A 23,905-nucleotide genomic window follows, 5' to 3' on the forward strand; every position below is an offset into this window, starting at 1 on the left:
CTCTTCAGTAGCTGATGATCCAGATGATGGAACCGATAATCAGCAGCTTGGATACCGTTTGCCGCACGGCCGTGAGAAGCGTGAGGTTGCGTACTCTTTTTTCAAGCATACGGTACACGATGGATCGGATCAGCGGGAGGCTGAACACGGTACCGCGAACGACTCCAAACGTTGCGCCTGCCAGCAGGCTCAACCACCATGGAGCGGCGAACAAGGAGACCAGGATATAGGCGTGAAAGAGGACGCCCACCTGCAATGTGATAAAACCCAAGCCCAGAATCTGGCCCCATAATACCGCGGAACGGTACCCTGCGTGCTTGATCCATTCCGAGGGAACGATGAAATTGCCGGATGGAAGAATTCCCGTTTTCTGAATGAACTCCAAGCCCAGGAGTATGGCAAACAGCACGACAATAAAATAGTTTTGATATAAACCAACAGGGGTTAATTTGAGCAAAAGATTGATGAACCCGATCGCCAGTCCCGTCATAGCGCCGCCCAGGGTACAGGACACGATATACACCAGCGCATATTTGGATTTACTGACCTTCGTGCCCTCCAGACTGCCTAACACATTCAGCCCACAGGTGGTGTCCACGCTGGCCACTGCAGCACCGACGGAAAATATAAAGAGCAACATCGACAGCAAGTCATGCCACCTCCCCACAATCCCTAGGAATGAACCCTTCACTTCTTCATCTTATGAGTGACAGCCTGTCGATTATTTACACAAATATGCGATGGATATGCCCGCTACATGGCTATCTTATTGAGAAAAAAAGAAACCGTCCATGGACAATCTCCATAGACGGTTTTCCTGAAAACTATATTCTTTTCGATATGGAGTGCCGTAACGTATAGGGGCTCTTTCCCTAATAGCGTGGATCAGGCTTTCTCCATTCCATAAAGATACGGTCGTTGAAGCCTTTCTCCCCTGAGTCATCCTCGGATAAACGTTTAAACTCCCGGAATCCTAATTTCTGATATAACCGAAGCGCGACCTGGTTACTGTCGGTCACTTCCAGAACATAACGCTTGTATGGCAGCTCCTCCATGACATGCTTCATTAAAGCGGTGGAAACGCCTTTGCCGCGCGCTTTTGTGGTAGTTGCCACACATTCGATATAACCCGTCTCGTCATCATAGGGCAATGCCGGGTTAAATTCATTTTTCATGACGTTATAAGCAAGTTCCCCTGTCTTGTCTCCAAATGCTTCCTGAAGCGGAGCTATTTCGACCGGCATGGCCCGCTGCCCATGATGGGAACAGGCTAAAATCCCGATCATGATTCCCTGGACCTCTGCTACATAAAACACCTCAGGACTGAAGAGACCCCGGAAGGCTTTCTTCAATGTGCTTCGGTCCTGGGTGAAATAGGACAATTCGTTATAATACCCATCAACAAACACTTCCGCCACTTCCTCGCGAATGTCTCGTTCATAATCTGCCATTCTTCTAATCGTAATGGAGCACATGATGTTTACCTCCTGTCAAAAATGTAATCTGCGCTTCATATCCTTTCGAAATCCCTTATCTGCAATCAGGCACATCCCGCTAAACGTTAATAAGGCATATACGGCCGCCGCAACGGCTGTCCATAATACGTGCGACATGCCGATGGCGTACAGTAATAAGGGCACAAACCCAAGCAAGATCAGGGTTAACAAGTAACCTGCGAACTCGCGCCAGCGCATTTTTCTGGTGCAGCATATAACGGTAATCAGCAGGGTTGCCGCCATCATCAGGAACGGAATGACGTAGCCGGTCGACCAGTAATTCGTACCCGCTGCGACGTTGAGCCAAAGCAGCATGCCGGACAGCCCTAGCAACTGTACGACGATTTTGCCGCCGAGGTGCGACTTGGACATTAAGGTATGTCTGATGAACAGCCATGAATAGAGCACGCAGGGCATGAGGTACAGACTCCACCATACTTCGTGATTTCCCAGAATATTTATAAGAACGGATAAGCCGATGACGGACACGGCAATGAAGGTAAGCCACTTGGATAAAAGACTGCTCGCACGCTGCTCCTCAACAGCCTCATAGACGGGGTACCAAGAATTATCTCCCACAGATGGTGCGTTGCCCTTACCCTGTAAATTTCTCCGGCATAAGGGACATGTTGCGTGCGCCGGGTTTACGGATACCCCACAGCTCTCACATCTCATGCACCCATCCCCCAATCGTTGCTGACGATCCTTATATCCAATCCGCTTAAGATGGCAAGCTGACGAAAAAAGTGCCTGATCACATCGCTTTCAACGATATTCCTGGCAAAGGTGATGGTCAGCTGGTCATTGATCGAACTGACGGCACAGTTCATTGGACTCTTGGCCGTAGGATACATCGTGGTTTCCATCGACTCGATATGCGCAGCCATGCTCGCAGGGATGTCGACTCGGCCCAGATTGGTAAGCGTTAGCGTTTTGGCCTCTTCACCGAAATGGTCGAATCCATAACGAATCGCCATATCCTTCAGTTTCAGCGGCGTGAATCGGGATAACAGGTTCTTCTCGTATTTCATGCTGCCGGCCATCGCTTGGCTTAGATAAGACTTCGTCGTTTTCTCTTTCATCTGTGCATGCACGATACCTTGTACATCATCCAATGTCATGCCTTCCTTCATCTGTACGCCAATGTTGATGACTGCAAAAAAGTTGCGCAGGCTGCTCGAAGGGAAGATTTTTCGCAGGTTCACCGGCATGCTAATCACGATCGGCCGGTTCTCGTTGTTGAAAGGCAACGTGGTCTCATAAACCGCCATGATCAAAATCGCTGTCAGGTAAGCGGTGAGGGTCACTCCCTTCTGCTTGGCCGCCGCATTCAGGCGCGAGGCGTGAATCATGCCGTGGATGACGTTGTGTCCATAAGGCGAGAATCGGGTGCCGGGAATTTGCAGGGCCTCCGGCATTCTGGAATCGGCCGTGACCGAAGTATAATGAGCTTTAAAGCTGTCCTGTGCTTCGGCATAACGGGCAAATGAAGCGGGCGGCAGAATCAGACCTTCCTTGTCCTCCACGTTCTCACCGAGCAGATATAAATACTGGAACACCAAGGTTTTGAGGAACTCCAGAGCCCCACCGCCGTCTGTTAGCGCATGGAAAATCTCCACGCTGATTTTGTTGCCATGATATAAAATCCTCACCAAACTTCCGTTCTCCGTCGAGAGGGCTGCAGGAGCACAGGGATAGGTGGATTCCGGTTCCACCATCAAACGTGTCTCCTTCTCCCGTAGAAATTTCCAGAACAGGCCATTTCTAAGCTCGACGTTCAATAGAGGGAATCTCTTTATTACACTATCGAGCGCCTGTTGTAAAACTGATGGCTTCACGTGACTTGTCAGCATCATCGACAATCGGTAGGTTGATGAATTCTCCCTTCCCGCAACCGCGGGAAACAGCTTCCCGACGTGGTCAAGTTTATACCATTCTTCCATCTGTTGCTCTCCTCATTTCTTGTAGAACTCCCATTTAGCAGTTTATAACTGGATTACCTTATGTACGTCGCAATGCCTTTTCACTCAAGCTTCAAGCCCAGCCGATACCAAGACGACATGACCCTCTTCATGTGGAGGCCGCTTATCCGCCATTGAAAATCGCTTCATCAGCGATGAGCGGGTATGTATTAACATCATCGGAACAAGTAATTCGGTTCTTCGATCAATCCGGCTCTTCCCATCCGGGTGCATCACCGATAACAGCATTCGCAGGTAGGAAGTGGTCAGCTTCTGGAACAAGTCCGGTTTCATCGCTTGATGCTCAAAACCAAGCCCATGAGTTAATCCACGGTGCAGCAGTGTAATCCCGACCAACGCGCTCACCTCGCTGAACTCGGACTGGTCTTCATATGCACGGCTAATCTGCTGCATGGACTTTCTTGTAAGTCTTGCTATTTTCAAAGCCGCACGATCTGGCCCTTCCGATCGGATGAGTTTCAGAATCGTTTCATTATCCAAATGAAGCTCGCCTACCAGATCTCCATTCTGAATAACCGTCGAGTCCTCGCAGACGATGCACTCGCCTCGATGCTTCTTAATCATGACCGTGCATATGCCAAAGCGCGAGATATGCGAGCTGCGGAACCTGGAAATGAAGCTGAAGATACGTTCCCATATCATCCAGGAGCTTTGCATGACGGTTTTAAGTAATTTTCGCAGCAGTTGAAACACCTCACTATATATTTTATTGAATATTTTATTGAATATTTCATTCCATGATTCTCCAGTAAAATTCCGTTAATCTCAGCATAAAGCAGATCTGCACAGGTTCACACCGTCTCAGGTACAGAGTTGCTCTCAGTCTCAAGACGTAGATGCGGATAAAAAAAGTTGCCAATCCGAACGTTTTCGAGATGAGCACAGCTCTTGCTGAAATACTCAAAGACATTCCCCTATTCCAAAATAATAACCTGACACGTCCCTAATATCGGTTCTAATCGATTTTTTTCGTAATATTAAAAAGTAAGCGCTTCATATTTTTGCAAATGTATAGCCATTGTAACTGCCGGAGAGTCCATTAGGTTTACATCAAACTGACAAGGATGTGACTACGATAATGCTTTCACATTTACGTAGGTGCGGGCTTTTGTTTCTGGCGGCAGTGCTCATCTCTACAATCTGGGTTCCACTCCCACATGCCAAGGCAGCAGCGTTAATTACAATCGATTCCCATCAGGATGGGCAAACGCTTCAGCCGGGTGTGTCTGAGTTATTCGGGACCTACAATGGTGTGTATGAGCTTCAACTCATCGTAGACGGAGAGTTTGTAACGGATGTTCAGATGGATGATCCCAATGGCGATGACAGTGGGACCTGGTCCTACAAGCTCGATACGAGTCAATTGGACGGTTCAGTCGAAATGGTGCTGAAAGCAAATGACGCGGTTACGCGTTATGGAATCTGGTCTCCTTGGATTCACCTGAACATCGATAATCCTGCAGCTCATATTCCAGAAGTGGAGATTACCAGCCCTATTGAGTATACTTTGCAGCGCAACAAAATGGATATTAACATATCCGCAGCAGGTAAAAATCCGATATCACTGGTTGAGCTCCGCATCGATGGTGGAGAATGGCTGCAGGTCTCCCCTGCCAAAAACGGCTATAAATATACATTTGATTCGCGTCAATCCCCGCGACGGGTTCACAGTCTGGAAGCCAGAGCAGCCGATTCTTATGGCAATATAGGCTATAGCCTAACGGTCTATGCAAGAACAGGGGGGCAGCCACCGGTTAACCAAGGTAATCATCCCGCGACGGTTACAGATGCCGTTTATACGAATCTCTTCCACCCAACTCCCTTCAACGTAATTGAAGAAGTATACAGTCCCTCCGCGACGAACCCTGAAACGGTAACTAGCAGCACCTATAACTCAGAACCGCTGACAGATCAAGATCGTGCGATCTGGATCTGGGAAAATGCCTCCTACCCTCTCGTTCTGAATTCGAATTCCCGCGTTGTCCTCTTGTCCATGGCAAAGGATACCGCAACCTTTAATCAACGTCCGATTACGACGCTTTATTTGGCTGTAGGTCAATATAACGGAACCAAAATGCTGGAAGATCATCGTAGTAAGGTCCAACAATTCATCGAGTGGGCACACGCCGAGGGTTTTCGGGTTCAAGCGTTGATCGCCGGTGGTACCACCCCACCTTACTTCGGAGCCTATAATCGATATCAGTCTCATGCCGTAAGGGAATTTGAGCAGATACTGAATTACAATTTGGCCTCCGGCGAGTCTGCTCGTTTTGATGGCGTGAACTTGGATACAGAACCGTATATCCTGCCGGATTTCAAAACAGCAAAGCCTTCCGTCCAGGTTCAGTACCTGGATATGCTGCAGCTGCTGATGGAACGTAAGCAGGCATCGGGACTCGCCTTGTCAGTCGGCGCAGCGATTCCTAGATGGTACGACACTTCGGCCGACGCCAGCAATATTACATGGAATGGAAAGACGAAATGGCTGTCTGAGCATATTCAGGACACGGCCGATTATATTTCGATTATGAATTATCGCGATCAGGCCGATGGGAGCGCCGGTATTATCGCACAAGCGCTGAACGAGCTGGCCTATGCAAATACGATCGGCAAGCCGAAGTCGGTTGTGATCGGAGTCGAGACGAAAGACATCGCGGATGGCGGGGATCCGGAAACCATCAGCTTCCATGAAGAAGGGCGAACTTACATGGAGCAGGAGTTAAACAAAGTGTATGACGCTTTTCTGAACGATTCAGCGTTTGGAGGCATCGCTCTCCATCACTACTCCTCGATCGTTGATTTTCCAAGCGAATGGGGACCTGGCGGCTACGCATGGCAGCCTCCTGCTGATCATGAACCGCCAAGTACGGTTAGCGGGGCAACAGCTGCCACGTTTGATTTTCAACGCATTAATATAACTTACAATATGGCGATGGATAACTCGGCCGTGAATGCTTATCGGATCTACCGCGGGACTGAAGCCGACTTTGAGATCGGACCCGCTACTTACGCGGGAACCTCTAAAGGACTTTCCTACAAAGATGCCGGACTGCTGCCGAGCACCACCTATTATTATAAAATCACGGCAGTCGATATCAGCGGCAATGAAGGCGCTCCCAGCGCGGCTGCTTCAGCAACAACGGCGCCGTCCACCATGAAACCGATGGTTATTGATCAGATGACCATCACCTATTCTAATGGTGCCGCCAGAGTATCCATGCAGATGGTTGATATGGAAACAAGGCAGCCTGTTACGGCCAAGATCAGCGGAAGATTCACCCATATGGCAGGCAAATATGTTAATGCCACAACAAATGCGGAAGGCGTGTTCCAATCGCAATCCGAGCTCATCTCCGCATCCCGTGGCGAGATCGGTTTCCTGCCACGGCGCATCATGGCCGACTCCTATTACTGGGCCAGTGCTTGTGACCAACTCCCGTACCCAACGGTGATATGGGAGCCTTGAGGCTCAGTTTGATTGTACGTTACAGTCGCATTTAGACAAGATACGCCCAGGCCTAAGCCTGGGCGTATCTTGCTTCACTATTTTTGAAGGAATCGACATTCTCTCTATAGGATCGTACGGGAAATGATCGCACCTAGTTAATAGCAATATCCGCATCAACAAAATTGTTGGGCCATGTAGGTCTTACCTGTACAGCTATTCCCGCTGATTAATATGATCATGTATGCACCTCCCATAACGGCCATGTCTTAGCTTTTGTACTATATTTCGTACAAATGGGCATCATGCAAGCAACCAGACTCAGCATTTGTACGATATATCGTACAATTGGGCTTGCCGCAAGCAACCAGATTCAGCATTTGTGCTAAATATCGTACAATCGGGCTTGCCGTCAGCAACCAGATTCAATATTTGTGCGAAATATCGTACAAATGGGCTTGCCGTCAGCAACCAGACTCAGCATTTGTGCGAAATATCGTACAATTGGGCATACCGCAAGCAACCAGGTTCAGCATTTGTACGATATATCGTACAATTGGCATACCGCAAGCAACCAGATTCAGCATTTGTGCGAAATATCGTACAAATGGGCATACCGCAAGCAACCAGACTCAGCATTTGTGCGAAATATCGTACAAATGGGCATACCGCAAGCAACCAGATTCAGCAATTGTACGATATATCGTACAATTGGGCATACCGCAAGCAACCAGATTCAGCATTTGTACTATATATCGTACAATCGGCCTTGCCGTCAGCAACCAATCTCATATTTTGTTCGAAAAATCATACAAACGAACGCACCACGAACGTCTAGTTTCGGCAAAGAAACCAAACAGAAACCTCTCCATGTTAATGATGGTTTTATACCACCACATATCAAAGAGAGGTTTCCTATTTGATAACTATAATTTACTTAATGGTCGACAGCCATCCACACAGCTCTGGACCACGCAACGTGCGCACAAGGAGCAGTACACACGTTGTACTGATTGTACAGTATCCTTAAGTTAAGGCAGCGTGTTCAAGAATGGTCTTACCGTTTTGGCAAGCGTGTAATTCGTGGTCGCATCCCAGTTAATGGACCAAGTCATTGCTCCCCGTATATCAGGGTATTTAGCAACGGGCTTATAACTTCCACAGCTGTTTCCAGTTGCTAGACAATTCAGGGCATTATTTACGACCGTTGGAGAAACATATCCGCCTCCAGCTGCTGAAGAGGTAGCAGGTACTCCCAATCCCAATTGGGAAGGTGATACCCACTGCAGCGTTAAGTCTGAAAGAGCCGTCAGGAAATCAACAGTGCCTTGGGAATAGCATTTTCCGTCCCGACCTAGCATGCATCCGGAATTATAATACTGGACGTTAATTACGGTTGTCATATCCTTTAGATTGTTATAGAGCTTCATATAGGAGGTGTTTGGATTCTGCATGTCTATCGTTTGGGGAGCCATCGTCAGAACAAAATCATTTCCTACTTTTTGCTTCAGTTGGCGGATCGCATTGGTTAAGTTAGGTACATTCATGCCATGCTCCAGATCAATGTCTATCCCATCAAGTCCAAATTGAGTGATGATTCCGTACATGCTATTCACAAAGTTCGCTACATTCGGGGAAGGATTATTCAAATTAATGTTTCCCTTTTCCCCTCCAATGGATATAATGACCTTCTTGCCTTGAGCACGTTTAGCCTGAATATCCGCGATCAGTTCAGCATTTGTGTACCCACCGAGAGCAGCGGATAGCGCAGAATCTACATTGAAAGTGACACCACCAGGGTTAGCAGGGTCCATCTCGGCAAACGCTAAAACAATGATGTCGTACTGATCCGGTATATCTCTCACTTTCAATTTGCTGGCACCATTGACAAAGTTCTGCCAGTACCCTGTCAATATATGCTTCGTCGGCTGGGGACCTCCGCCTGGTCCTTCTGTAGTTGTTGCATTCACGGTCGCACTAGCAGGGGAAAGATTCCCGGCAGCATCCTTAGCAATGACCTTAAAAGAATATGTCGTTTTCGGTGAAAGACCCGTTATTGTCGCTGTCGTACCGGTAACAGATATGGCAAGGGCTGTGCCTTGGTATACATCATATCCTGTCACGCCTACGTTGTCCGTAGATGCTTGCCAGGATAAAGTAACACTTGAAGAGGTGACTGCGCTTACAGTTACATTCGTAGGAGTTGTCGGAGCTACAGTATCACCACCTCCACCACCTTGAACAAACTGCCACAATGCAGGAACATTAGGCGGTTCCCACCCGGGTAATGAGGTATGAGATTGAATGGCTTTATACGCTTTCCCATCGTATGTCACGTTGTCGTTTACGGCATAAGACACATTGGGTGCCCAAGCACCTCGTTCTGCTGCAGAAACCTCTAGGGGAAAAAAGTTCATAATCATAGACACGACGACCAATAAAGGCAACATCATCACTCTTGATTTGTTCAGCACTCTGGATAAACCCTTGTTCATCCATTAATCCCTCCTCAATAATTGATAATTAAGCTTTAGCCCTATCTTGCATAAGACGACAAACATCACCTCCTGTATAAAATACAATCATCCTGTTACATTCTCAAAAACCAAGATGATCCATTTCACTTACTCAATTTTGATTCATTTACATATTTCGCAAGTTGATTTATATGTTAAAAATTTACTTTATATGTTAATTATTATAAATAGCTCTGGAGGATCAATTTAGTCTATGTAAGAAGATTTTCAAACAAGATGCGCCCGGGCCTAGGCCTGAGCGTAGGGTTGCTTCCCTATTTTGCAAGATAAAAATAACCGTCCTCCTTGAAGTGTGTTCAGGAAAACGGCCGCTGTATGGTTAGTTTAGTTATGGGTTATGTTTCGGGATCTCCGGATAGATTTCGCCACTCTCATGACCGTATACAATGGTGATAAAAACCCAACTCTTTGTGAAGCAGCACTACGAATGCGGATCATACTTTCGATCCCTGTTACCCCCAGATTTCTTATTGTACTTCTCCAAGGTTGAAATCCGGGGCAAAGGGGACCGCTCTGCTTCTCCAGCATGCTTCCGCCTTCTCCGTTGGAGAATCGAAGACCCTAAAATGCGAATTATCGAACATGCTTAAATATAGTAAGTTCGAATCCTTGTAACGGTTAAAAACTGGATATACTCAGCGAAATCGTGATAATGTTCAAATTTCAATATCCGCATCAACAAAATATCGGCCCCTTACCCCGCCAATCACTTTGTTAAGCTCACTCAGTACACGCTTCTCTTCGATAGGATTGGTCCACCAATTGTCGCGCCTCCCTTGAGAACGATGGTCTGGGCACCACACATACTCATACCAAGGAGGCATAAAGGTCCTGAGCATCAGCTGGCATCGACGCATATGACCAGGTGCACTGACGAGCAAGAGTCGATGGATTCGTTGTAACCCTAATGCCCGATCAAGCACGGTTAGGGAAGCCATAATGTTTTCCTTCGTATGGTTGGACATCGTTTCAATAAAAATGGATTCTGGCGGAATACCCATTTTTGTCGCTTCATCCCGCATCATGACCGCCTCGGGTTGCTCCCACTCGCCAAATCGGTCTCCACCAGTTAATAATAGATAGGGGGCGCGACCGCTTTTGTATAATTCAACCGCTTTCCATACTCGATCCAGGTTTTTTCCGCCAAACACAAAGATACAATCTCCGGACTGCGTACCATCATCCACTTCCGTTTCCGCCCCGAATACCACCGTTGTGATCTGTTCTCTCGTTAATGTCTCCGGATTCATCTGTGAGATCAACAATACGAACGCCTCCCGTTTATCATATTCATCAAACCCAAGCAAAGCTTGGTCGACTTCAGTATCGATAAAATTGCAATAGCTTTGCAGCGTCTGGAGCCCTCATTGTCCCATTAACTTGGACTGAACGGCAGCAGCATCCGTTAGGAAACTCTATACTTTAATCTAATCTACAGATTTAACACGCTTTGCCATAATAATATCCGGTTTTCCTATTCCATTCGCATCTGGTATAACGCCGACGATTACAAAACCTAACTTTCTATAAAAGTTCGCTGGGTGATCTAGACTTTCAAAATTGGATAGATGGGCCGGAATATCATCATACAAATTCACGTTTGCTAGACTGGTTTGATTATACTCATCATCCGTACCCAATATGATGGTTATACCTCCGCGTTGGTAGACCTGACGTTCAAAATCGATCACTAATAACTTGCCAAAACCTCGCATTCTACTATCTTTTCTAATAACTAACGGATGCAGTTCCCACACATTACCGTCATACTGACTTCTCCCGCCAATCCACCCGATAACTTCATCATCCCCATTAACTAATACTCTACTAATTGAATCATCACTAAGAGATTCGAAAACTTCACGTATGGCAGAATCTATTGTGGGCCATGCTTCAAAACTCTCATGCAATAGCCTAGCTGTTTGATTTATCTTTTCTATGTCATTTTCTAACAAATCAATTATGATCATGCATGTACTCCCACCATTCTTTAGGTTCTATAACTTCATCTCATTCCTATAGATTATTCAAAAAAAGAAACATATTTTTATTTTGTTGGAGTCTTCTCTGTACTTGCTGCGCTTCTTCTATGGATAGTGCGGATAAATTTCGAAAGGGTCCGGCTTCTGCATCATAATAATGATATAAGAATAATTCCATAACTCCTTCCTTTCCTTGATTACAGCGATACTATTTCGCTCGTAGATTTAAAACCCACTCATGTTTCTCAGAAGTCTCTGAAGCGTCAAATGTCAGCCCGTCCATGGTCAACTTACCCTGATTCCATTTTAATCTGGATACATGTAGTTTTTGGTCTGTTGACTGCACATTCATGGAATGATCAGGAATCTCCATCTCAATCTCATGATCATTTATGATTCTGACCTTGGATTTATGAGAAGAAATGACTGGAAGTCCACTTCCATATATCATATAGAGACCATACTTTTGATTATTTTCTTCATAAAAATACACACCCGTCCCTTTTGCATCCCACTCCCGATTTACAATGTTCGTCCATATTTCATATTCATTCTTCATCCATTGATTAACATGAAATAATAAAAACATGGATAGGACCACTGCAAGGACAAGTACTAATTGTTTTTTCATAGGCTACTCCATATTATTAAATAGGGCACATCCTTTATATTTCACGACTTGTTATTTAATCGATTTCCACTTTCGATTTTCTGCTTCTCACTTTCGATGTAGTCATATACTTTTGTAATTTCTTCTTCGTAGTTCTCTTTAATTTCAAAATATGGGACAGCAGCAGAAGCTAAACACTTTTCACGGAAAGCATCATGCTCCTGTATATAATCTGTAACCGTTCCTTCTTCAGGATACATCCGAGTTTCGATAGCATTTCGATGTTGAATGATGTTGGATTGGAAGTTTTGCTGAATATACGTGGTTGAGAATCCCAAGAATACCGGTATGATGTGCTCTGAGTAGGATGGCTCGATATCCTGAAGATGGTGAGGCAGGATGTAGCAGCCCTCAATGATTAGATTCTGATTATTCTCGATGTTCGTCTTGATGATCCCCTTGAGGATCGGCCATAATTTTTCACCGATAAACTCTGTTGAATCCAGGGGGGTGAAGCCACAGTTCATATCCGCTCTGTATAATCCCATTTTCAAATGGTCGATCGAAAGATATGGAACGTGATACCTCTCCAGCAATTGTTGTGCCATATAGGTCTTACCCGTGCAGCTATTCCCGCTGATTAGTATGATCATGTTCGTCACAATCCTCCTTTAATGGCATAGGCATCAACTCGTTAGGCAAAAATCAGCCCTTTTTTTATATTTCTCTTTTTTATCCGCTCTATAGAACAAGCTGATATGAGTTGCTTGAAATTCTTGAACTAAGCTAACATACAACTCCAGCTCCTTCTTCATTTCGATGATCCAGTCAGAAACTACAGATTTTCGAGCAACCGTGATATGCGGTTTATATCGTTCTAACTCAAAACATTTCATGATTTGTTCCTGATTGGGGTTAAATATCGTTACAAGTCTCTTATGTAGTTCTACTAACTCATGGGATTTCACTTCTAAATAAAGGACATCCATATTCCCGAAAAATTTTAGGTCTCCCACACGTATTGGAAAATCACCAAATTCCGAAATCACCTTTTGACATGGTGGTAGCCACCCTATATCTTCCGTTAGTCCACACGATGCTTTTACCGTAATGTGGGGTCCGGAACTTTGATGACCGTTATACTTGTCTCTTAATTTTATAATTTTATCGTGAATATCCATGGGTGGGACAATTCCGAAGTAATACTCCAATGCAGCTACACCTCGCTTTATAAGCTATTGCAGACCATGATGATATTACTGCAAACGGTAGTATCCTCTACAAAATATACTATTCTTAGGTTTAATAAGAATTAGAAAAGAATTGATGATATCTGAAGATGATAGGACCATGTTAAACCAACAAATATATAACATGAGTGATTTCATGAATCCGCTCATACCTATTGAAGCAAAAGCTGGAACTATAGACAACATCATAAGCGGAAGACTCATGAATAACCAAAACCTCTTTTTTGATAGGGGAGCATCTGTATTAAGCCAAAAAAATATGCTGCTAAAAGTCAAACTTATATCACCAAGCTTATAGATAACTATAATGTGAAAGAACTCATGTATCACGAATATACAAGCACTAAATAGGATTAATGTTATATAAAACACAACACTACTACTGGTACTGCTAAATACTGGATTGGTTTCCGTAATCAATTGTGAGATTAAATCAACGCCAAAAACAAGGCCAGGTGCTAATGCAATACTTATCATTAACAAATATACAAACTTCATATAATGTGTTCGGAACCAAGGCTTTCGAATAAAAGGAATCCATGAAGAAAAATCAGTATCTGTTGCAGGAAGATTTTTAAACCATAAAATCATGTGTTAATTTCGCTCCTTTTCCAATTCAATCGGTACCTCTTTGATGCACGACCACTACATAGTTCCCGTTAATGATCAATCATATGTTCTTGTAGCGGGGCTTCTTCCATGATTATACATCTGTCCACAAGAAGGCGACAGCCAGAAATTACAGAAGAGATCAACTTCTCTTCTCAGAAACCATACATTGGGATTTTATTCAAAAAATTAAACCCTTTTTTATCCAAATGTGGTAAAGTAGAAGTCGAAAGTATAAGCGGTTTAACTTTTGGAAAGGAGGAATTCATGATTCATTGTTTGTCAAAGCCTTCCCCTGTTGTCATTCCAAAAATTAAAAAGGAAGTGTCGCGATGATCACACGAAGCAAAATGATGGTCTTAAGTCTCTGCATTTGTATGTTGATCACATTATTTCCTACCTCGGGCTTTGCTGAGGCAGAGGTTGAGGAAGAAACAGCAGCTGCTGCTGTGCCGAGTCCGTGGAAGCAACAAAATATCGGTTCACCGTCGGTGAAGGGCAATGCTTCTTATGATCCAACTGCTGATCAATTTTCCGTAAGCGGTGCGGGCAAGGACATCTGGGGTAAATCAGATCAGTTTAACTATGTGTACCAGCCCTGGACGGGAGACGGCGCAATTATCGCCCTTGTCTCTTCTCAAACCAATTCACACGAATTCGCCAAGGCCGGTATCATGATAAGGGAAACGCTGAATGCTGATTCCAAGCATGTCGATTTGCTGTTGACACCTTCGAACGGGTTCACATTCCAGTACCGGGCAGAAACAGGCGGAACTTCCCAAAGCGAGAAAATTGCATCGACCAGCCCAGCCTGGATAAAGCTAGAACGTAAAGGCAACGTCATTAAAGGATATGTATCCAACAACGGATTGAACTGGGGCGATTTAGGCAATGTGACTCTAAACATAAATGCCTCGTTGTATGTAGGATTGGCTGTCAGCAGCCATAATGAGTCTAAATTAAGCACGGCTATTTTTGACAAGGTGAAGGTAAATGCGTCAGGTGATGTATACCCGCCTACCGAACCGACCCACTTGCAAGCAACCAGTGTAACCGATACAACGGCAAGCATATCCTGGACTGCATCATTGGATGATGTTGGCGTGAAGGATTATGACGTGTATAAAGACGATGTGTTGGCGCAAGCGAATGTAACGGATACTTCCTACACCTTTACCGGTTTAACCCCGAATACCACATATAATTTCACGGTCAGGGCAAGAGATACAGCAGGGAATATTTCCAATGCCAGCAGTCCTCTCACCGTGAAAACGACGAACCAAACCGATACTCAGGCACCGACTGCCCCGACAGAACTTGAAAGCTCAAGCAAAACATCTTCATCAGTCCATTTGACCTGGACGGCATCGACAGATGACGTAGGCGTGTATGAGTACGATATTTATAAAAACGGCTCATTAGCAGGCAGCACGTCTGTCACATCCTTCAAGGTAACAGGACTAACGGCAAATACCACATACAGCTTCACCGTTAACGCCAGGGATTTAGCAGGAAATATATCTGAGGCCAGCCAAGCGTTGTCGGTTAAAACGAACCCTGCCTCTTCCGATCCATATATACCAGAAGTTGTCGCTAACAACTTGGAAACCCCATGGGCTATCGATTTCGCACCGGATGGACGGATCTTCTTCACGGAACGCAACAGCGGCAGAGTTCGTGTCGTTGAGAACGGGAATTTGAAATCAACACCGGTCATTACGCTCAGCTCTCCTTTTTATTATATGCCTAAGAGTGAAGGCGGCTTATTGGGACTGGCGCTTGATCCTAATTTTGCCACCAATCATTACATGTATATCTATCATTCCTACAAAACATCCGACAACAAAGTAGCCAACAGGGTTGTTCGTCTTAAAGAGATTAACAACAAGGCTACAATTGACAAGGTTCTGATCACTAATCTCCCTGGTGCGGTCTATCACAATGGCGGCCGCTTGAAAATAGGTCCGGACAACAAACTGTATTTCGGCGACGGCAACTACGGAAATAAAGATGATACACTCTCTTACCTCGGAGGGAAGATATTCCGCCTGAATTTGGATGGTACCATTCCTGCTGACAATCCATTTGGCGCCTCTTCTCCAATCTATAGCCGTGGACACCGGAACCCTCAAGGATTAGCATGGCAGCCTGGAACGAACCGTCTCTTTGAATCGGAGCATGGTGAATCCTCCAAGGACGAAATCAACTTCATCGAGCCCGGTAACAATTACGGCTGGCCTAAATATGAGGGCGGAAATCAGAATCAAACAGGCATTACACCTCCTCTGATTTATGCAAGCGGTACAACCTGGGCTCCCTCCGGCATGACCTTTGTAACTCAAGGGCCATGGGCAGGCAATCTTCTTGTTACCAACCTAAAAGGTAAACAGATCATCCGCATGGTCATTGGAGAGCAGAACGGAAAGCCGACGATCAACAGTAGTGATCTTAATTATCTGTTTGTGAATAAATACGGCCGCATTCGCGACATTGTCGAAGCGCCGGACGGTTCGCTTTATTTCGTTACCAGTAACAACGGCGACAAAAATGGTGACGGCTCTCCGGATAAACTTGTTCGATTGGTTCCTAACTTCTAGCGAATTTGAATCATGTTAATAGCTATACAAACCAGCGCGTGCCGATACCACATTGGCACACGCTGGTTTAAGTTACAGCTGAAACCACAGATCATATAATTTCATCGACTTGTTGTATCTAAGCAACGAGCTCCTTGTATAGCATCCTTTTGGAGCACCTTGTTCGATAATGTGGTACATTCGCGGAAAGCAAAATGTTTACATCCTAAACATTTGTTATGATCCAATCGGGATAATGCGTAATCAATCGCCTCACCCGTATGCCCAAAGAAGTGAGCCGCCCCAATAAAATCAAACAAGCCAGTTCTCTTCAATACTTCCATAGGCTGTGGTTGGACACCTGATATAAGAACCAACCCACCAAACTTCTTGAAGTGTTTAACTAAGCTGGTTAAATTGTGCTCCCCTGTTGTATCCATAAAGGGTACTTTCCCCATGCGTAGAAGTAAGACTTTAGGTCTTTGATGAATCGTATCCATGATCGACTTCTCAAACATGTTCGCGGCACCAAAAAAGAGCGGACCTTCAATTGTGTACATACCGATTTGGGGACAATCATGCCCCTCGGTTACCATGTGTGCCTTTACTTTTTCATGGTTATCAGTTGGATCGGGAAGCACTTTAGTTACTCTCAAAACGTCACTCATTCGTTTCACAAACAGAATGACAGCTAAGATTAACCCCACTTCAACAGCAGTCGTTAAATTCGTAAATACGGTTAGTATAAATGTAATGAGGAGTACAATGGAATCGCTCGTTTTGGTTTTCAAGACGTGAGCAAATTCTCTTCGTTCGCTCATATTCCAAGCAACCAGCATCAGGATGGGAGCCATACTGGCAAGTGGAATCTCAGATGCATAAGGTGCAAACAAAATGAGTACCAAAAAAACAACAATACCATGTATTATTCCGGACATAGGCGAGACAGCACCGCTTTTGATATTGGTTGCTGTCCGTGCAATGGCACCAGTTGCTGGAATACCTCCAAATAGAGGTGTCACCATATTCGCGATGCCTTGCCCAATCAGTTCACGACTGCTATGATGACGACTGCCGGTCATGCCATCGGCTACAACAGCCGATAACAAAGACTCAATACCACCCAACATCGCGATAATAAAAGCGGGACGAATCAGCATTTCAATACGGTCCCAGGTTATTTGCGGAAAATGGAATTGAGGTAATGTACTAGGAATTGCTCCGAATGATGATCCAATCGTTGCTACATCACCTTTGAAGAACACAGCCGCAACCACACTGGATACGACAAGCCCCACTAAGGAACCCGGAACCTTCGGCATAATTCTGGGTGTAAGGAGAAGGACAACCAAACAAACCCCGGCTGTTATGACGCTGTAGATATTCGTGGTTGTCAGATGCATCACAATTTCCTTCATGTTAGGCAGAAAATTTTCATGTTTCTCGATACCACTTAGACCCAAAAAATTAGCAATTTGTCCGCTGAAGATAATTACTGCGATTCCAGCCGTAAATCCAATGGTTACCGGGCGAGGAATAAACTTAATCAACGCACCAAGTTTAAATAATCCCATTAAGACAAGGATGATGCCAGCCATGAATCCGGCAATCAGCAAATTTTCGTATCCATATTGCATGACTATAGCGAAAAGGATGGGGATGAATGCACCGGTCGGTCCCCCAATTTGAAATTTAGAGCCTCCGAGCAAAGAAATTAAAATACCGGCAACGATGGTTGTATAAATACCATACTCGGGTTTGACACCAGCAGCAATAGCAAACGCCATTCCTAATGGAATGGCGATAATACCAACAATCAGGCCTGAAATAAGATCTTTACGAAATGCGGATGCATGATATCCCTCAAATCTTCCCGTCCATTTCATCTGCTTTACCTTCTTTTTTTCATATATTTGATTATTTGAATATATGTGAGATGTTACTCCTGCCAATGAATAATGTCAATCGCTAAAATCGTCTATTCTATAAACGAAAAAAACAAGGTGCTCCTGAGTATTGCTCACGGATGCCCTTGTTTTTTTAGTTATGGTTCATTTCGGATGACCTCAAGCAAAGAAATCGCATCAACGAGATGATTATCGAATATTTGCTTTGTAACAGCTAGCAATTCTTTAATCAACGGGTCACGTAAGGAATAAATGACCGATGTTCCGTCTTTTAAGCCAGTAACTACATTTTTATTTCGTAATACTGACAATTGTTGAGAAACGGCTGAACCTTCTGAACCCAAAATACTTTGCAATTCGTTGACGTTTTTATCCCCTTCGCTCAGCACCTCAAGAATTCGAATTCTCATCGGATGAGCCAGCGCTTTAAAAAAATCAGCTTTAAACTGTTGAATATTTTGATTTTGGTTCATGGCTATACTCCCTCAGTGGCTAAACTTTTGAATATATGAATATAATAACACAACCGTATACCAAACATCGCGTAAAAAAGAAGCGCCTGAGCATCGATTGTTATTTGGTTGCAACTATCGTATAATACCCCTTATATTCAAATTTTTGAATATTTGATTTTATACCATTAATAAATGAGGAGTGGATGCGAAATGTCAGGCTTTATGGTTAATGATCCATCACAACAAGATTCGCTATCCATTCACCCATCGACTTCGTTATTAAAAAAAGTGAGCAGACAAGCTGTCATTACGATTGGTATTCAGGCTCTGCATGAGGTCGGATCCGATCCTATTTGCAAAGTCTGCATTGCCAATGGAGGCTCCTGCTGTAATAGTTGCAGGCATCTTGCGGACGGAATTGGATGTCAGCAACGTAATACAAGTTGTACGGCATGGTTATGTGGGTTTCTTAAATTTTTGTTGTATGAAACAGGCCTGTTACGAGAATGGAATGACTTTTGGGACCAAGTACCGGGACAAGGTTTTCGTGAGGATTTCACCCCAGAAGTTTTCTTCGTAGAAAAGTCGTTACACCTTCCGGACATTCGAAATCTTAGCGAAGCTTTGGCTGCTGATCTTCAGGAGTTAGCCAGAACTCACATTGCGATTGGGTTCATACTCACACTTCGGGAAAAAATAGATAAAAATATTGACCAATTGGAGTATTTTGAACATGATCCAAAAAAGCAAATCAGCCTGAAAAGAAGCATTAAAATGTTATCAGGTCCTTTTTATCGTTTTCAAAAAGAACTACATGATTATCGTCAAAAATTTCAGAACACTAAATAACAACTGCAGGTTTTAGATCTGCTAGTTTACGGAGCATCTGCTAGTTTACGGAGCATCTGCTAGTTTACGGAGCATCTGCTCCCTCCTACAATTTCTTGGCATTATTAAACCTATGTATTCCATATCCCTTAAAATCTGAAGAAATAATTGTTTCCCTAAGAGGACATAAATTGGGTGTAAACCTTAATTCAATTCCCTTACTTAACAGTCTCTCAACCAGTCGATCAATCTTCTCTATACCCATTGGTTTTACGGTTTGATAGGAAATATAATATCCTGCAGTCTTATCAAAAACTTCAAACCCCTCGTCTTCAAATTGGTCATACGATTCGCGGACAATCCCTTGGGAAGTAATAGGAGAATTCATGTTCCTCATCTATTGCCCAAACGACTGCCGGAAAATCTGAACGATTCTGTTTTTCTCTTGGGATGAAGATTTCAATATCAGCCTCTTCGCTAAAATGAAAAAGCATTCATGCACCTCATTTTATATATGTATTTCAGTAATTTCCTTTACTTCTTAACGCCGTCTCTATCCCTTAATGTAAAGTGAAATAATCCATCCTTCAAATCCTTCATTTGAACAAGTCCCATTTTCTTCAGTAGCCTCTGTGATTGGAGATTTCCGACTTCAGTCGTTGCTTCAATGTAGTCTAGCTCCATATCTATGCTTAAGTCTGTAGCCTGTAACCGGATTTAGACGCAAATGATCAGGATCATCAATTTGTCTTGCCCCACGTTGCCTGCCTGATTCCTCTTCATCGAAATCCCTCGGGTAGACCAAGGGTACAACGTCCTGCAGCGTGAGCACATGGTTAGATGATGTATGCAGCGTCTTTATATACTCTATACTCTCATATATTCTTCTCGTCATTAAATTCAATACAAAACGGTTGCGTTTCTGGGCTTAAACAGCACTCAATTCTTTGTCTAAAATCTTTCCACACAACTTTTTTCAGTGCTTCTTCTATTGGAAAAAAGCCTGACTCCAAGCTCTCTGATGATTGTATTAATTCTCCACCTATAGGCTTCGCTAAAAATAGTGTATTGCAAATTGAATTTCCTACGTTCTGAAATATTCCACAGAATTTGATAATTTCTATGTCTATCCCTGACTCCTCTTTGGTTTCTCTTATGGCTGCGTGACTTAAAGATTCTCCTACTTCAACTTGACCACCAGGCATCTCCCAGCCTCTTCTTGGTCCTTTAATAAGCAACAATTCGTTTTTTTCATTTATTACAATGGCAGCTGCCGAAACAATATGCTTGGGTGGATTCATAAAAGTCTCTCCTTAATCGATTGATATAATTATGATCTAAGGTATTTTTGTTTCTAAATGCTCTTTCGCAGGTTTCGCCTAACTTTCTTGTATTCACGACGTCGATCTCCCATAGATCGTTCCTATCTTAGGGAGATCGATGTGTCCAGCTGATTCCGCCCTGTTATCTGAGCTTCGCTCCAGTCGAATCCTCTTCAACTCCGACCGGACCAAGGGGCATTGCCCCGATACGTGAATATGGTGTTGTATGACGTACGCAACTTCTGTGAGATTCTTTAACCAACTACTCGCAGCGTGAATATGTTGTTATCGGATGTTCGGGACTTCTTCGATTTAGCTAGAATTAGATTTGTTTTTTTAAAGCTGTTTTAATGTTTTTATTATTTCATTTGTTATAACTTCAGATCCGCTAATATCCAGTAATTTAAAATAGACACTTCGTAAAAGGTTTTTGGTATTTCCTCTTATAATCTCATCTTGAGGATATATTCCCAATCTTTCAAAGCCTCCAAGTTGTTGCACCCAGTTAATTATAATATCTTTCTTTAGAGTATTACGTTTTACAATTTGAAGAACGACTTCGGCTATCCTTTCATCTTCACCGTTTGTAAAATAATAGTTATTAACACAAGCCTTTGCCCCTACCAATTCTAAAATAAACAATATCTGTTCATGAGAATAATAGGTCGAAGCGACAATTGAATCTAAAGCATCAGCTGAATGTGCAATCGAATGTGCCCATCCCTTGTCAGACACATATCCTCTAAAATCCTTTTCAAATTCAAAATATAAAGTCACTCTAGAGTAAATATATTCATAATCTGTTTCAGTTAAATAATTGGAGATATCGTTGTAATGTAAAGCAAGTGGTATGAACAATACTGAAAAAGAACGCGTAAATACGGTATCTTGATCGTTATCCCCAATTCCATGGAATAAATGATCATCATCTAAGGTAACGTATAATACTTTTCTTACTGTTTCTATACTTAGTTCTTGAGTCATTATCCATTTACTTAAAGTTCCATAAATGAGCTGATCCCTTAATTCCTCATCGATCGACCCAATGTGTTGAATCATTTCTTGAACTACTTGATCAATATCTGTTCCCTCAGGAACCTTATAATTATTATCTCTTACATCTCTCAGAAAGCTTTTAATGTTGTTCATTTTTTTCTCCTTTTGTTTAGGGTTCAAGTACTAAGGTTGCGATATCTCCATCAGGAATACAGGACCGGGAAGCTATTTGCCCTGCTCGGGAACGTAATGTTAGACGATTTTATTAACCTTGATTCATTAACTGTCAAATAATCCTATGTATCGTTTTTCTAATTCCTTATTAAATAAATCTATAGGTCTAAGATATTCTCGTTGATTATTTAGATCTATCGATTTGTAAACTCTATCATTATTCCATCTATTTAAATCATAATAATTATCAAATTCTTTTCTTACTTCCTGCATGATTAGAACAATATCATTCAGTGTTCCGAGAACACTTCTATTGTTAGTTGTTGTATAAAAAGCTTCATTACACTCGTTTAGGTATTCATTAATTGTTGAATTGTTAATGTTTTCAGATATTAGATAATTCTTTAATTGTTCCTTGAATATATTCTCCAGGTTTTTGTATTGGGTACTTCTAATTCCTGCTAAAGTCAAACTCAATCTCGACAGATCATTTATTAAAACTATATGCTTCCGTTTGTTCACAAAAACGAGATTAGCATGCCAACTAAAGAACGGATCAGCTATGTCAATTGTGGTTATGGTTTTATCGATTTTCATATCCCTTAACAAATTCTTTGTTGATCGGATAACAAGCAAAATATCGCCTCTTCTTTGGTTTGATCTATTTATTATACATGGTTTCACCTAACGTTGTTGTGTTCTTGAGTCCGAGTGGCTTAAGGGAGCACAGCGACTAAGTGGCTTCGCCACATAGTATCCTCGCTTAATTGTATTACAGATCTCTCATATAACGGTCTGCAAGAAACCTCTTCCTCGAAGTCTCTCCAGCAGCCCACGGGCGTCAGCCTGCCCGCTGCGTAAACGCATTGTTATGCGATTCCCTTGCCCATCTTCCAAACTGCTTCAATCTTTATCAATCTTCAAATTTGTTATACCAGAATACTGCTTTTTCATTAGCTGTCGGAAATTTTGAATAAAGCATATTATCAACTCCACCGATAATAAAATTGTTCTTGGAGTAAAACCTACATGCTGAAATATTAACATCTTGAGTTTCGAGCATAAGACCGATAAGTTTATTCTCCTTTGCCCATTCAGGTCCAACGGACTTAGCCTCACAGGGGGTTCGCGAATCTACTTCTCTGCTCACTACTTCTTACAAACCAAGGGCAGAGCCCGTAGAGGAAATATGCTATTAAACGACGGACCTTTCATAATCTTTGTATACTATAAACTGCTTGTTCGGCACCAAATCTTATAATTCTTTTCTCCACTATCATACCTACTTTCTCTAACAACTTGCATGATCTAATGTTTGCCGTTTGTGTTTCTGCTACTAACTTCTGTATTCCTAGTTCATTAAAAGCATATTCAATTAATCTACTAATAACCTCTGTTGCAAGACCAACTCCCCAGTATTCTGGAAGGAACTGATACGACACTTCAATGTTTTCACCATCGTAATATTCGTCCAAAGATATCAAGCCGATAAATTCTTTGCTTTCTGACATTCTCACAATCCAATAACTTGAACTATCCTCATTAGATTTATTAATGATTTCAAAATATTTGATTCTCAGGGATTGTTCATCATCAGTTGTTCCGCCAAGGTAAGATCGAACATGCTCATTTATGTATAATCTCTTTACATTTTCATAATCACTTTCTTGAATTATAGAAAGTAGACATCGTTTTGTTGTTAACATGGAGAACCTCCATGGATCATCTTTTTAGTT

At 43.1% G+C, this 23,905-nt stretch carries 23 protein-coding genes and 1 pseudogene; 3 read left to right on the forward strand and 21 right to left on the reverse strand.

Translation table 11 applies throughout. The annotated features are described in order from the left end of the window. Positions 1-4 precede the first annotated feature (4 nt). The 5 genes from MKY48_RS19720 to MKY48_RS19740 form a co-directional block, all read right to left on the reverse strand. Entirely contained in the window at positions 5-640 is a 636-nt protein-coding gene (locus tag MKY48_RS19720; protein WP_339273578.1) for a hypothetical protein, read from the reverse strand. Between the two features lie 232 nt (positions 641-872). After that, a complete protein-coding gene (locus tag MKY48_RS19725) occupies positions 873-1,475 on the reverse strand; it encodes a GNAT family N-acetyltransferase (protein WP_339265679.1) in 603 nt (200 codons plus the stop codon). 15 nt (positions 1,476-1,490) lie between these two features. After that, complete coding sequence (locus tag MKY48_RS19730; protein ID WP_339265681.1) at positions 1,491-2,075, reverse strand: DUF6320 domain-containing protein; 585 nt, start codon at positions 2,073-2,075, stop codon at positions 1,491-1,493. Positions 2,076-2,167: 92 nt separating this feature from the next. Then, complete coding sequence (locus MKY48_RS19735; RefSeq protein WP_339290465.1) at positions 2,168-3,439, reverse strand: alcohol acetyltransferase; 1,272 nt, start codon at positions 3,437-3,439, stop codon at positions 2,168-2,170. An 84-nt stretch (positions 3,440-3,523) separates the two neighbouring features. Further along, positions 3,524-4,120, reverse strand: a complete 597-nt coding sequence (locus MKY48_RS19740) for a polysaccharide deacetylase (RefSeq protein WP_339265684.1) — start codon at positions 4,118-4,120, stop codon at positions 3,524-3,526. 466 nt (positions 4,121-4,586) lie between these two features. On the opposite strand from MKY48_RS19740, the gene MKY48_RS19745 reads away from it, so the two are divergent. Next, the gene (locus MKY48_RS19745; RefSeq protein WP_339265686.1) at positions 4,587-6,944 is read left to right on the forward strand and encodes an Ig-like domain-containing protein; all 2,358 of its coding nucleotides are present in this window, start codon (positions 4,587-4,589) and stop codon (positions 6,942-6,944) included. Positions 6,945-7,954: 1,010 nt separating this feature from the next. Here the strand turns inward: MKY48_RS19745 and MKY48_RS19750 are convergent. The 7 genes from MKY48_RS19750 to MKY48_RS19780 all read right to left on the reverse strand — a co-directional run bounded on the left by MKY48_RS19750 (position 7,955) and on the right by MKY48_RS19780 (position 13,893). Next, positions 7,955-9,418: a glycosyl hydrolase family 18 protein gene (locus tag MKY48_RS19750; RefSeq protein WP_339290466.1), complete on the reverse strand. Its 1,464-nt coding sequence runs from the start codon at positions 9,416-9,418 to the stop codon at positions 7,955-7,957. Between the two features lie 698 nt (positions 9,419-10,116). Further along, positions 10,117-10,725: a YdcF family protein gene (locus MKY48_RS19755; protein WP_339290468.1), complete on the reverse strand. Its 609-nt coding sequence runs from the start codon at positions 10,723-10,725 to the stop codon at positions 10,117-10,119. A 162-nt stretch (positions 10,726-10,887) separates the two neighbouring features. Beyond that, complete coding sequence (locus MKY48_RS19760; protein WP_076321860.1) at positions 10,888-11,430, reverse strand: GNAT family N-acetyltransferase; 543 nt, start codon at positions 11,428-11,430, stop codon at positions 10,888-10,890. A 220-nt stretch (positions 11,431-11,650) separates the two neighbouring features. Beyond that, the gene (locus MKY48_RS19765; RefSeq protein WP_339290470.1) at positions 11,651-12,073 is read right to left on the reverse strand and encodes a hypothetical protein; all 423 of its coding nucleotides are present in this window, start codon (positions 12,071-12,073) and stop codon (positions 11,651-11,653) included. Between the two features lie 41 nt (positions 12,074-12,114). Then, positions 12,115-12,705 (reverse strand): 2-phosphoglycerate kinase, encoded by a 591-nt coding sequence (locus MKY48_RS19770; RefSeq protein ID WP_339290472.1) that lies wholly within the window; start codon positions 12,703-12,705, stop codon positions 12,115-12,117. A 33-nt stretch (positions 12,706-12,738) separates the two neighbouring features. Then, positions 12,739-13,233, reverse strand: coding sequence for a 2'-5' RNA ligase family protein (locus MKY48_RS19775; protein WP_339290474.1), 495 nt, complete (start codon positions 13,231-13,233; stop codon positions 12,739-12,741). Positions 13,234-13,308: 75 nt separating this feature from the next. Further along, a complete protein-coding gene (locus MKY48_RS19780) occupies positions 13,309-13,893 on the reverse strand; it encodes a DUF3267 domain-containing protein (RefSeq protein ID WP_339290475.1) in 585 nt (194 codons plus the stop codon). Between the two features lie 350 nt (positions 13,894-14,243). Here MKY48_RS19780 and MKY48_RS19785 point away from each other — a divergent pair, with 350 nt between their 5' ends. After that, positions 14,244-16,508: a PQQ-dependent sugar dehydrogenase gene (locus tag MKY48_RS19785; protein ID WP_339290476.1), complete on the forward strand. Its 2,265-nt coding sequence runs from the start codon at positions 14,244-14,246 to the stop codon at positions 16,506-16,508. 101 nt (positions 16,509-16,609) lie between these two features. Here the strand turns inward: MKY48_RS19785 and sulP are convergent, their stop codons facing one another. Together sulP and MKY48_RS19795 are read right to left on the reverse strand one after the other, a co-directional pair. Next, positions 16,610-18,373: a sulfate permease gene (gene sulP, locus MKY48_RS19790; protein WP_339290478.1), complete on the reverse strand. Its 1,764-nt coding sequence runs from the start codon at positions 18,371-18,373 to the stop codon at positions 16,610-16,612. Between the two features lie 158 nt (positions 18,374-18,531). Further along, entirely contained in the window at positions 18,532-18,867 is a 336-nt protein-coding gene (locus tag MKY48_RS19795) for a metalloregulator ArsR/SmtB family transcription factor (RefSeq protein WP_076321867.1), read from the reverse strand. A gap of 192 nt (positions 18,868-19,059) precedes the next feature. On the opposite strand from MKY48_RS19795, the gene MKY48_RS19800 reads away from it, so the two are divergent. Beyond that, the gene (locus MKY48_RS19800; RefSeq protein WP_339290480.1) at positions 19,060-19,698 is read left to right on the forward strand and encodes a hypothetical protein; all 639 of its coding nucleotides are present in this window, start codon (positions 19,060-19,062) and stop codon (positions 19,696-19,698) included. Between the two features lie 85 nt (positions 19,699-19,783). On the opposite strand, the gene MKY48_RS19805 is transcribed toward MKY48_RS19800, so the two are convergent. The 7 genes and pseudogenes from MKY48_RS19805 to MKY48_RS19835 all read right to left on the reverse strand — a co-directional run bounded on the left by MKY48_RS19805 (position 19,784) and on the right by MKY48_RS19835 (position 23,875). Further along, a complete protein-coding gene (locus MKY48_RS19805; RefSeq protein ID WP_339290481.1) occupies positions 19,784-20,074 on the reverse strand; it encodes a DUF6886 family protein in 291 nt (96 codons plus the stop codon). Then, positions 20,019-20,171 (reverse strand): DUF6886 family protein, encoded by a 153-nt coding sequence (locus MKY48_RS19810; protein ID WP_339290483.1) that lies wholly within the window; start codon positions 20,169-20,171, stop codon positions 20,019-20,021. The genes MKY48_RS19805 and MKY48_RS19810 overlap by 56 nt, the downstream gene beginning before the upstream one ends. A gap of 381 nt (positions 20,172-20,552) precedes the next feature. Continuing rightward, the gene (locus MKY48_RS19815; protein ID WP_339290484.1) at positions 20,553-20,978 is read right to left on the reverse strand and encodes an NUDIX hydrolase; all 426 of its coding nucleotides are present in this window, start codon (positions 20,976-20,978) and stop codon (positions 20,553-20,555) included. Between the two features lie 357 nt (positions 20,979-21,335). Next, positions 21,336-22,148, reverse strand: coding sequence for a DUF2785 domain-containing protein (locus tag MKY48_RS19820; RefSeq protein ID WP_339290486.1), 813 nt, complete (start codon positions 22,146-22,148; stop codon positions 21,336-21,338). Positions 22,149-22,274: 126 nt separating this feature from the next. Continuing rightward, complete coding sequence (locus tag MKY48_RS19825; protein WP_339290488.1) at positions 22,275-22,805, reverse strand: hypothetical protein; 531 nt, start codon at positions 22,803-22,805, stop codon at positions 22,275-22,277. Between the two features lie 277 nt (positions 22,806-23,082). After that, positions 23,083-23,265, reverse strand: a pseudogene (locus MKY48_RS19830) (GNAT family N-acetyltransferase); the annotation flags it as partial. 115 nt (positions 23,266-23,380) lie between these two features. After that, a complete protein-coding gene (locus MKY48_RS19835; RefSeq protein WP_339290490.1) occupies positions 23,381-23,875 on the reverse strand; it encodes a GNAT family N-acetyltransferase in 495 nt (164 codons plus the stop codon). Between the last annotated feature and the right edge of the window lie 30 nt (positions 23,876-23,905).

Origin of the sequence: Paenibacillus sp. FSL W8-0187 (assembly GCF_037969755.1) — a bacterium.
GTDB lineage: Bacteria > Bacillota > Bacilli > Paenibacillales > Paenibacillaceae > Paenibacillus_AQ.

Bases quoted from the DNA above. Each gene is read 5' to 3' on its own strand.
- MKY48_RS19720 (WP_339273578.1), bottom strand. From the start codon at position 640: ATGTTGCTCTTTATATTTTCCGTCGGTGCTGCAGTGGCCAGCGTGGAC.
- MKY48_RS19725 (WP_339265679.1), bottom strand. From the start codon at position 1,475: ATGTGCTCCATTACGATTAGAAGAATGGCAGATTATGAACGAGACATT.
- MKY48_RS19735 (WP_339290465.1), bottom strand. From the start codon at position 3,439: ATGGAAGAATGGTATAAACTTGACCACGTCGGGAAGCTGTTTCCCGCG.
- MKY48_RS19740 (WP_339265684.1), bottom strand. From the start codon at position 4,120: ATGATATGGGAACGTATCTTCAGCTTCATTTCCAGGTTCCGCAGCTCG.
- MKY48_RS19750 (WP_339290466.1), bottom strand. From the start codon at position 9,418: ATGAACAAGGGTTTATCCAGAGTGCTGAACAAATCAAGAGTGATGATG.
- MKY48_RS19760 (WP_076321860.1), bottom strand. From the start codon at position 11,430: ATGATCATAATTGATTTGTTAGAAAATGACATAGAAAAGATAAATCAA.
- MKY48_RS19765 (WP_339290470.1), bottom strand. From the start codon at position 12,073: ATGAAAAAACAATTAGTACTTGTCCTTGCAGTGGTCCTATCCATGTTT.
- MKY48_RS19770 (WP_339290472.1), bottom strand. From the start codon at position 12,705: ATGATCATACTAATCAGCGGGAATAGCTGCACGGGTAAGACCTATATG.
- MKY48_RS19775 (WP_339290474.1), bottom strand. From the start codon at position 13,233: ATGGATATTCACGATAAAATTATAAAATTAAGAGACAAGTATAACGGT.
- MKY48_RS19780 (WP_339290475.1), bottom strand. From the start codon at position 13,893: ATGATTTTATGGTTTAAAAATCTTCCTGCAACAGATACTGATTTTTCT.
- MKY48_RS19785 (WP_339290476.1), top strand. From the start codon at position 14,244: ATGATCACACGAAGCAAAATGATGGTCTTAAGTCTCTGCATTTGTATG.
- sulP (WP_339290478.1), bottom strand. From the start codon at position 18,373: ATGAAATGGACGGGAAGATTTGAGGGATATCATGCATCCGCATTTCGT.
- MKY48_RS19795 (WP_076321867.1), bottom strand. From the start codon at position 18,867: ATGAACCAAAATCAAAATATTCAACAGTTTAAAGCTGATTTTTTTAAA.
- MKY48_RS19800 (WP_339290480.1), top strand. From the start codon at position 19,060: ATGTCAGGCTTTATGGTTAATGATCCATCACAACAAGATTCGCTATCC.
- MKY48_RS19805 (WP_339290481.1), bottom strand. From the start codon at position 20,074: ATGAGGAACATGAATTCTCCTATTACTTCCCAAGGGATTGTCCGCGAA.
- MKY48_RS19810 (WP_339290483.1), bottom strand. From the start codon at position 20,171: ATGCTTTTTCATTTTAGCGAAGAGGCTGATATTGAAATCTTCATCCCA.
- MKY48_RS19815 (WP_339290484.1), bottom strand. From the start codon at position 20,978: ATGAATCCACCCAAGCATATTGTTTCGGCAGCTGCCATTGTAATAAAT.
- MKY48_RS19820 (WP_339290486.1), bottom strand. From the start codon at position 22,148: ATGAACAACATTAAAAGCTTTCTGAGAGATGTAAGAGATAATAATTAT.
- MKY48_RS19835 (WP_339290490.1), bottom strand. From the start codon at position 23,875: ATGTTAACAACAAAACGATGTCTACTTTCTATAATTCAAGAAAGTGAT.